This is a genomic window from Nesterenkonia maliinae (assembly GCF_051262655.1).
Lineage (GTDB): Bacteria > Actinomycetota > Actinomycetes > Actinomycetales > Micrococcaceae > Nesterenkonia.
The window spans coordinates 19,347-28,088 of sequence record NZ_JBIMEY010000013.1 but is presented as its reverse complement, the minus strand read 5'-3'; the positions used below and the strand labels follow the sequence as shown (position 1 = coordinate 28,088).

At 68.7% G+C, this 8,742-nt stretch carries 8 protein-coding genes; all 8 read left to right on the top strand.

What is annotated here, in order from left to right:
• Window positions 1-298: 298 nt before the first annotated feature.
• Genes ACHAA4_RS14920 through ACHAA4_RS14885 form a run of 8 tightly spaced genes read left to right on the top strand, consistent with a single transcriptional unit; the run spans window position 299 to window position 8,629 of the window.
• Window positions 299-1,159 carry a hypothetical protein gene (locus tag ACHAA4_RS14920; RefSeq protein ID WP_435774968.1) on the top strand — a complete coding sequence of 287 codons (861 nt, stop codon included), beginning with the start codon at window positions 299-301 and terminating at the stop codon, window positions 1,157-1,159.
• Window positions 1,156-1,983, top strand: a complete 828-nt coding sequence (locus tag ACHAA4_RS14915) for an HAD-IIA family hydrolase (RefSeq protein WP_435774967.1) — start codon at window positions 1,156-1,158, stop codon at window positions 1,981-1,983. The genes ACHAA4_RS14920 and ACHAA4_RS14915 overlap by 4 nt, the downstream gene beginning before the upstream one ends.
• A complete protein-coding gene (locus ACHAA4_RS14910; protein WP_435774966.1) occupies window positions 1,980-2,141 on the top strand; it encodes a hypothetical protein in 162 nt (53 codons plus the stop codon). The genes ACHAA4_RS14915 and ACHAA4_RS14910 overlap by 4 nt, the downstream gene beginning before the upstream one ends.
• A complete protein-coding gene (locus ACHAA4_RS14905; RefSeq protein ID WP_435774965.1) occupies window positions 2,138-2,947 on the top strand; it encodes a TlyA family RNA methyltransferase in 810 nt (269 codons plus the stop codon). The genes ACHAA4_RS14910 and ACHAA4_RS14905 overlap by 4 nt, the downstream gene beginning before the upstream one ends.
• Before the next feature lie 10 nt (window positions 2,948-2,957).
• Window positions 2,958-3,926: an NAD kinase gene (locus ACHAA4_RS14900; RefSeq protein ID WP_435774964.1), complete on the top strand. Its 969-nt coding sequence runs from the start codon at window positions 2,958-2,960 to the stop codon at window positions 3,924-3,926.
• On the top strand, window positions 3,923-5,782 hold the full coding sequence (locus ACHAA4_RS14895) for a DNA repair protein RecN (protein ID WP_435774963.1): 1,860 nt from the start codon (window positions 3,923-3,925) through the stop codon (window positions 5,780-5,782). Before ACHAA4_RS14900 ends, ACHAA4_RS14895 begins: the two co-directional genes overlap by 4 nt.
• A gap of 35 nt (window positions 5,783-5,817) precedes the next feature.
• Window positions 5,818-7,521, top strand: coding sequence for a CTP synthase (gene pyrG / locus ACHAA4_RS14890; RefSeq protein WP_435774971.1), 1,704 nt, complete (start codon window positions 5,818-5,820; stop codon window positions 7,519-7,521).
• A 4-nt stretch (window positions 7,522-7,525) separates the two neighbouring features.
• Window positions 7,526-8,629 (top strand): site-specific tyrosine recombinase XerD, encoded by a 1,104-nt coding sequence (locus tag ACHAA4_RS14885; protein WP_435774962.1) that lies wholly within the window; start codon window positions 7,526-7,528, stop codon window positions 8,627-8,629.
• The last annotated feature ends 113 nt before the right edge of the window (window positions 8,630-8,742 follow it).

Below are 8,742 nucleotides of genomic sequence, written 5' to 3'. Positions count from 1 at the left end.
TAGTTCGGGTCCTGGATAACGCGCCGCGCGCCAGTTCAATGACCATGAACCCACCAGCGTCACGCGTCCTACAATGAGCGCGTTGATGAGCAACAATGCGCAGTCATTGCAGATTCTTTCTGGCCGTCCGGGGACATCTCCGGTACGGCCTTTTTCTGTTTCTGGGACTATTCAATTGCTCGCCAGATCACCCAAGTCTCGCGCTTCCCGTCCACAGCAGCTATAAGGCCGTCTGCGCCGCTTCAGGCGGTATCCTGGGATGGCCCTGCGCACGTAATCCAAGGAGAACCAAGAAGCTATGCCTGACGAGTCCTACGGCGACCGCCCACGGCCCCCGCGCAATCCGCGTGACCTCCGCCGGTCCAACAGCGACGATCGCACGCGTTCTCCTGAGATCGACGAGGATGTCACCGGCAAGGAGCTGGACCGCGCGGCCCTGCTCCAGCTGCGCACCCTCGACGACGTCAACCGTCCATGGGTGGCCAAGCACCTCGTCATGGCGGGACGACTCGTCGACGTCGCCCCCGACGTCGCGTTTCAGCATGCCCTCGCGGCCTCCCGCCGTGGCGGCCGTCTCGGCATCGTGCGCGAAGCGGTAGGGCTGACCGCCTACGCCGCAGGTGACTTCGCCGAAGCGCTGCGCGAGCTGCGCACCTACCGCCGGATCAGCGGCGACCAGACCCACCTGCCGGTCCTGGCCGACTGTGAACGCGGACTCGATCGCCCGGAGAAGGCCATCGAACTCTCCCAGTCCGAAGAGGTCGCAGGTCTCACTGGTCCCGTCCGTGCCGAGATGGCGATGGTCGTCTCTGGGGCCTACACCGACCTTGGCGACAATGCCTCCGCGGTGACTGCTCTGGAGGTCCCTGAACTCGACATCAACCGGGCCTTCAGCTTCTCGCCCCGGCTGTTCACCGCCTACGCGGCCGCACTCGAGACCGTCGGCCGCGGCGAGGAGGCCCAGCGCTGGCGGGAACAGGCCTTCGCCGCTGAGCGCGCACTGGGCACCGGCGCCTTCGAAGATCCTGAGATCCTCGACTTCGACGACGAACCCGCCGATCTGCCCAAGGTCAAAGACGTCCTGGGACGGTCCAAGGGCGGCGACCGGGGCCGTGATCAGAGCCGGGACCAGGACCGCCGACGCGGAGGACGTGCATGACCTCGAGTCTCCTGGACTCCTACGACGGTGTCCTCTTCGATCTCGACGGCGTGCTCTACGCCGGACCTCATGCCATTCCCGGGGCCGCCCACGCGGTGGAGCAGCTGGTCAGCCGAGATGTTCCGCGCGGGTACGTCACCAATAATGCCTCCCGCTCCGCTGAGCAGGTCGCAGGCCACCTCAACGAGCTCGGTATCCCCGCGCTGACCCACGAGGTCTTCGGCTCCGCCCCCGCCGGGATCGCTCTGCTCAGTGCGGCGCTCGACCCTGGCTCCAAGGTGCTGGTCACCGGCAGCGGCTACCTGCGAACCCTGGTGCAGGAGGCCGGGTTCCACCTGGCCGAGTCCGCAGCGGATCACCCCGCCGCAGTGATCCAGGGCTTCGACCCCGGACTGGGGTGGGCAGACCTCGCTGAGGCCGCTTATGCCGTGAACAACGGCGCGCAGTGGTTTGCCACCAACCTCGACCTGAGCATTCCCCGTGAGCACGGCATCGCCCCAGGCAACGGTGCCCTCGTCGAAGCTGTCGGCCGCGCCACCGGAACCACCCCTACCGCCGCAGGCAAGCCGGAGCCCGTGATGTTCACCCAGGCCGCCAAGGCGCTGAAGATGCAGCGTCCCCTGGTCATCGGGGACCGGCTCGACACCGACGTGCTGGGCGGAAACCGAGCTGGGTTCGACACCGCCCTGGTCCTGACCGGCATCGACACCCTCGGGTCGGCCCAGCTAGCCGAGGATTCCATGCGCCCCGACTGGATCCTGCGCGACCTCGGCCAACTCTTCGACGGCTCGCACCAGGCCCTGCAGGAGCGCGCAGGAACATGAGTCAGCAGCAGCACGGCTCCGAGGGTCTCTCCGATGGTCAGGGCCACCCCGAATCCGAGCTGAGCCTGGAGCAGCTCGAGTCCGACATCGCCGAGGCCGAAGCGCTGGTCCAGGAGCTGAACCAGCGGCTCCAGCAGACCGCCGACCGCAGCCGATGAGCGACGCTCTCCGCCTCGACAAGGCCATGGTCTCCCGCGGTCTGGTCCCCAGCCGCACCCGCTCCGGACAGCTGATCTCTCAGGGCCAGGTCAGCGTGGACGGCGTCGTGATCCACAAGGCCTCCACCACTGTGGCCGAGCACCAGCGGATCGACGTGGGCAATCAAGACCCCTGGGTCAGCCGCTCCGCGCACAAGCTCGACGGCGTCCTCACGGCCTCCCCGCAGATCCCGGTGCAGGGCAGGCGCTGCCTCGACGCGGGCGCCTCCACCGGAGGCTTCACCCAGGTGCTGCTCGAGCGCGGCGCGGCACACGTCGTCGCCGTCGACGTCGGCCACGATCAGCTGCACGCACTGCTCGCCGGCGATCCCAGGGTGGAGAACCATGAGGGGCTGAACCTGCGCCACCTCAAGCCGACGGATCTGGGGGAGCCCTTCGATCTGATCGTCGCTGACCTCTCCTTCATCTCCCTGCGACTGGTGCTGCCTGCTCTCGCCGGGCAGGCCAGCGAAGGAGCTGATCTGCTGCTCATGGTCAAGCCCCAGTTTGAGATCGGCAGGGACAGGCTGGGCCGCACCGGGGTGGTCTCCAGTCCGCTGCTGCGTCGCGAGGCGGTCGAGTCTGTCCTCTCGGCCGCCGACGCCCAACACCTGAAGCTGGTCGCCGTCCACCGCTCGGGCCTGCCCGGCCAGGACGGAAACGTGGAGTTCTTCCTGCACCTGCGCCGCACCGAACATGCTGCTCCAGCCTCTGCCGAGGCAGACGCGCTCAGGAGCGATAGGCTGGGCTCGGTCGAGTTCGACTGAAGGAGGCTCCATGACCAGAGAGATCCTGCTGCTCGCCCATACGGGTCGGCGCGACGCCGTGGAAGCGGCTGTCACCGTCGCAGAGCGGCTGCACAGCGAGGGACTCCGCCCGGTGATGCTGGAGCGGGACATCGCCTCCTTGAACCATGTCATCGGGGACCGGCTGCGCGGCCTGCCGCTGGCCGTGGCCGACCTCGAGGTGCCCCTGGCCGACTGCGAGGTCGGCATGGTCCTGGGCGGCGACGGCTCCATCCTGCGCGCCGCGGACCTCGTGCGTGGCTCCGGACTGCCCCTGATGGGGGTCAACCTCGGCCACGTGGGCTTCCTCGCCGAATCCGAACGCACCGAACTCGACGCCTCTGTGCAATGGGTGGTCGATCAGAACTACACCGTGGAGCGCCGGATGGCGCTGGACGTGCAGGTCTGGCACGCCGGCCGCCACGTCGGCAGCAGCTGGGCGCTGAACGAGGCCAGCATCGAGAAGCAGTCCCGCGAACGCATGATCGACCTGATCATCGAGATCGACGGCCGGCCCGTCTCCGCCTTCGGCTGCGACGGCGTCGTCATGGCCACCCCCACCGGATCCACCGCCTATGCCTTCTCCGCCGGAGGCCCCGTGGTCTGGCCCGAGGTCCAGGCCCTGGTCATGGTGCCCATCTCCGCCCACGCGCTGTTCTCCCGGCCGCTGGTGACCGACCCCGACTCGATCATGGCAGTGGAGGTCCTGCAGCGCGAGGACGAACAGGGAGTGCTCTGGTGCGACGGCCGTCGCTTCATGGAACTCCCACCCGGCTCCCGCGTGGAGGTCACCCGCTCCGCGGAACCCGTGCTGCTCGCCCGGGTGCACCAGACTCCCTTCTCCGAACGACTCGTGGACAAGTTCAACCTGCCCACCACCGGCTGGCGCGGACCGGTCGACCCGGCCAACCAGGTCCCGACCCCCGATGCCTTCCACCGCGGGGAGGCGACCAAGCGGTGATCGACTACGTCACCATCAGCGACCTCGGCGTGATCGAACACGCCGAGCTCCCGCTCAACGCCGGATTCAACGTGGTCACCGGTGAGACCGGTGCAGGCAAGACCATGGTGGTCACCGCGCTGGGACTGCTGCTCGGCGCCCGCGCCGAGGCCTCCGCGATCCGCTCCGGGGCCCCGCACGCCGTGGTCGACGCCGGCATCACCGTCCCCGCCGGACACCGCTGCGTGGGCCTGGCCCGCGAGGCCGGCGCCTGGCTGGAGACCCCCGAGGGCGCAGCGGCCGCAGACTCCTCCAGCCACGCAGACTCCTCCATCGACACAGACTCCTCCAGCGCCGAAGACTCCAGTGCCGAAGACCCCGACTCAGCTCCGGCTGCTGACCAGCCCGATCAGCCGGGCGAGGTCGAGATCCTGCTCGGCCGCACGCTCAGCGCCAAGGGCCGCAGCCGCGCCAGTGTGAGCGGTCGCAACGTGCCCATCGCGCTGCTGGGCGAGATCGGAAGCTCCCTGGTCACCGTGCACGGCCAGAGCGACCAGCTGCGACTGCGCTCCGCCGCCGCCCAGCGACGCGCGCTGGACCGCTACGCCGGAGAGGAGTTCGCCGAGCAGCTCGCCGCCTATAAGCAGAAGTTCACCGGCTACCAGGTCAAGGTCGTCGAGCTCGAAGAGATCACCACCAACGAGCGCGAACGACGCCGCGAGGCCGAACAGCTCCAGCTCGCCCTGGAACAGATCGACGCCGTGGAGCCGCTGCCGGGGGAGGACCACGAGCTCAAGACCGAATCGCTGAAGCTTGAGAACGTCGAATCCCTGCGTGAGGCAGCCCGCTCCGCCCAGCTCTCCCTCTCCGGTCCCGACGCCGCCGAAGCCCTCGGCGACGTCCCCCACGCGGTGGCCCTCGTCGAATCCGCCACCATCGCACTGGCCGCCGTGCAGGACCAGGACAAGGAGCTCGGAGAGATCGCCGAGCAGATCTCCTCCGTCTCCAGCCTGCTCAACGACGCCGCCTCCGAGCTCGGCATCTACGCCGCCCACCTGGATGAATCAGGCCCCGAGCGGCTCGCCGCGGTGCACCAGCGCCGCGCCGACCTCGAACGGCTGATCCGGCTCTACGGACCCGATATCGACGCGGTGCTGACCTGGGCCCAAGAGGCACGGGTCCGGCTGCACAACCTGCAGTCCGACACCGACCGGATCGAGGAGCTCGGCGCGGAGATCGACGAGCTGCAGGCCCGGCTCTGGACCGAGGCACAAGAGCTGCGTCGTCGTCGTGCGCAGGCGGGGGAGCAGCTCGGCGCCGCCGTCGGCGAGGAGCTCGCCGCCCTGGCCATGCCGCGGGCGCGGATGGTCATCGAGGTCACCGAGACCGCCGAGCTGGGCCCCGAGGGCGCCGACACCGTCGCGATGCTGCTGGCCCCGCACCCCGGGGCCGACCCGCTGCCGCTGGGCAAGGGCGCCTCCGGAGGTGAGCTCTCCCGGGTGATGCTGGCCCTGGAGGTGGTCCTCGCCGAGGGGTCAGACACCGAGACCTTCATCTTCGACGAGGTCGACGCCGGGGTGGGCGGCAAGGCGGCCGTGCAGATCGGACGCCGGCTCGCGATGCTCGCCAAACACCGTCAGGTCATCGTGGTCACCCACCTGCCCCAGGTCGCGGCGTACGCGCAGAACCACATCCGGGTGTTCAAGTCCTCGGTGCGCGATGACTCAGCCTCCGGCGGATTCACCGCCTCCGATGTCACGGCCCTGGACGAAGAGCAGCGGGTCAGCGAGCTCGCTCGGATGCTCGCCGGCCAGGAAGACTCAGAATCAGCCCGCGCCCACGCCCGGGAGCTCATCAGCGGTGCGGCTGCGCCGTAGCTCACGTCCGTGGCACTACATTCACCTCCCGTTCACTGTTAGGATCGAACTCCGTGGTGCAGAGAAACAGTTCCAGGAACCAGAACAGCCTCCCTACTAGTCGACAGATCTTTGTCACGGGGGGTGTGGTCTCCTCCCTCGGCAAGGGTCTGACCGCCTCCTCTCTGGGGCATCTGCTCCGGGCCCGTGGCCTCTCAGTGGTCATGCAGAAGCTGGATCCCTATCTCAATGTGGATCCCGGCACGATGAACCCGTTCCAGCACGGCGAGGTCTTCGTCACCGAAGACGGCGCCGAGACGGATCTGGACATCGGACATTACGAGCGATTCCTCGACGAGAACCTCGACGGGCTCAACAATGTGACCACCGGTCAGATCTATTCAACCGTCATCGAGAAGGAACGCCGCGGCGACTACCTCGGCGACACCGTGCAGGTCATCCCGCACATCACCAACGAGATCAAGCGCCGGATGCGGCTGCCCGCCGAGGGTATGGACGCCCCGGACGTGATCATCACCGAGATCGGCGGCACGGTCGGTGACATCGAGTCCCAGCCGTTCCTCGAAGCCGCCCGCCAGGTCCGTCAGGACATCGGCCGGCAGAACGTCTTCTTCCTCCACGTCTCCCTGGTGCCCTACATCGGCCCCAGCCAGGAGCTGAAGACCAAGCCCACCCAGCACTCGGTGGCAGCGCTGCGATCGATCGGCATCCAGCCCGACGGGATCGTGCTGCGCAGCGACCGCGAGCTGCCCGCAGAGATCCGCGGCAAGATCTCGCGGATGTGCGACGTGGCCGAGGACGCGGTCATCAACTGCGCCGACGCCCCCAGCATCTACGACATCCCGCGGATCCTGCACCGGCAGGCCATGGACGCCTACGTGGTCCAGGCCCTGGACCTGAAGTTCAAGGACGTGGACTGGTCCAAGTGGTCCAAGCTGCTCAACGTGGTGCACAATCCTGACCACGAGGTCGAAGTGGCGCTGGTGGGCAAGTACATCGACCTGCCCGACGCCTACCTCTCGGTCACCGAGGCGCTGCGCGCCGGCGGCTTCGCGCACAGCACCAAGACCAAGATCCGCTGGGTCGCGTCTGATCTGTGCGCCTCCGAAGAAGGTGCCGCGAAGGCGCTCGACGGGGTGGACGCGATCTGTGTGCCCGGCGGCTTCGGCGTGCGCGGACTCGACGGCAAGATCGGCGCGCTGCGCCACGCCCGGGTCCACGGCATCCCGGCGCTGGGCCTGTGCCTGGGTCTGCAGACCATGGTCATCGAATACGCCCGCAATGTGCTGGGCCTGAGCGAGGCGAGCTCCACCGAGTTCGATCCGCAGACGGCCTACCCGGTGATCGCCACCATGGCTGAGCAGGAGGCCATCGTCGACGGCGCCGGCGACCTGGGCGGCACCATGCGGCTGGGCTCCTACGAGGCCAAGCTCACCGAGGGCTCCGTGGTCGCCGAGACCTACGGCAGCAACGAGATCACCGAGCGGCACCGGCACCGTTACGAGGTCAACAACGCCTATCGCGAGCAGCTCGCCGAGGCGGGGCTGGTCTTCTCCGGCACCTCCCCGGACGGCACGCTCGTGGAGTTCGTGGAGCTGCCCAAGGAGACGCACCCGTACTACGTCTCCACCCAGGCGCACCCCGAGCTGAAGTCCCGCCCGACCAACGCCCATCCGCTCTTCGCCGGTCTCATCCGCGCAGGGCTGGACCGGCAGCTCGCCCAGGGCGGACGCGGCTAGATCCATGGCCATCCAGGACGGGTCCACCGCTCCTGAGCAGGCACGGGAACGGCACCTCCAGCGACGCGCGGAGGTGCCGTCCTCGTCTGTGGGGTCCGAGATCGAGGACTACCTCACCCACCTGCGGATCGAGCGCGGGTCCGCGGCCAACACGCTGAGCTCCTACCGCAACGACCTGCTGCGCTACGGCGCGTTCCTGCTCGAGCGCGAGATCACCACGCTGCGCTCCATCGACGAGAGCCTGATCGCGGACTTCCTGCAGCGGCTGAGCACCGGCGACGACGGCGGCTCGGCCCTGTCCCAGCGCTCGATGGCCAGAGTGCTGGCCTCGGTGCGCGGCGCGCATCGCTATTGGGCGGGGGAGGGCCGGACCACCCATGATCCGGCGAAGCACGTCGCCGCCCCCAAGCCGCGGCAGTCCCTGCCCAAGGCGCTCAGCGTCGACGAGGTGCAGCGACTCTTGGACGCGCCCAGCCGAGACACCGAGCTGGGCCGCCGCGATCGGGCCCTGCTGGAGTTCCTCTACGCCACCGGCGCGCGGATCACCGAGGCGGTGAGCCTCGACGTAGATGACATCCATGAGATCCGGGCGGCCCCCGCCGGGACTGACGGTGCGGGTGGCGACGGTGATGGTTCCGACCGCGCTGATGGTACCGACGGCGCTGGTGGTTCAGCCGTCACGGACGGGCTGGTGATCGTGCGGGTGACCGGCAAGGGCGATAAACAGCGGATGGTCCCCGTGGGGCGCTACGCCCAACGCGCGATCAACGACTACCTCACCGCCGGGCGCCCGGGGCTCGCCGCGCGGATTGGCAAGCGCGCGCCGTCGCCCGGGTTGTTCTTGAACAAGCTCGGCGGCAGACTCTCCCGGCAGTCGGCCTGGACCGTGCTCCAGACCCACGCGGCCGCCGCCGAGATCACCCAGGAGGTCTCCCCGCACACGCTGCGCCACTCCTGCGCGACCCACCTGCTCGAAGGCGGCGCCGGGATCCGACTCGTCCAGGAGATGCTGGGCCACGCCTCGGTGACCACCACGCAGATCTACACGAAGGTGACCGCCGAGGCGCTGCAGGAGAGCTACGCCACCGCACACCCCCGCGCCCGCTAGATCCCCGCTCTGATCCGCTAAATCGTCCGCGCCTGCGGTGCACTCGGCGCCGATTGGGCGCTTTGTGGCGGTATGCGGTGCAGTTCGCCCGCCCATTCCACCGCAAAGCGCCC

Excerpts from the sequence above, each read along its gene's own strand:
- ACHAA4_RS14920 (WP_435774968.1), top strand. The coding sequence starts at position 299 with ATGCCTGACGAGTCCTACGGCGACCGCCCACGGCCCCCGCGCAATCCG.
- ACHAA4_RS14910 (WP_435774966.1), top strand. The coding sequence starts at position 1,980 with ATGAGTCAGCAGCAGCACGGCTCCGAGGGTCTCTCCGATGGTCAGGGC.
- ACHAA4_RS14915 (WP_435774967.1), top strand. The coding sequence starts at position 1,156 with ATGACCTCGAGTCTCCTGGACTCCTACGACGGTGTCCTCTTCGATCTC.
- ACHAA4_RS14900 (WP_435774964.1), top strand. The coding sequence starts at position 2,958 with ATGACCAGAGAGATCCTGCTGCTCGCCCATACGGGTCGGCGCGACGCC.
- ACHAA4_RS14885 (WP_435774962.1), top strand. The coding sequence starts at position 7,526 with ATGGCCATCCAGGACGGGTCCACCGCTCCTGAGCAGGCACGGGAACGG.
- ACHAA4_RS14905 (WP_435774965.1), top strand. The coding sequence starts at position 2,138 with ATGAGCGACGCTCTCCGCCTCGACAAGGCCATGGTCTCCCGCGGTCTG.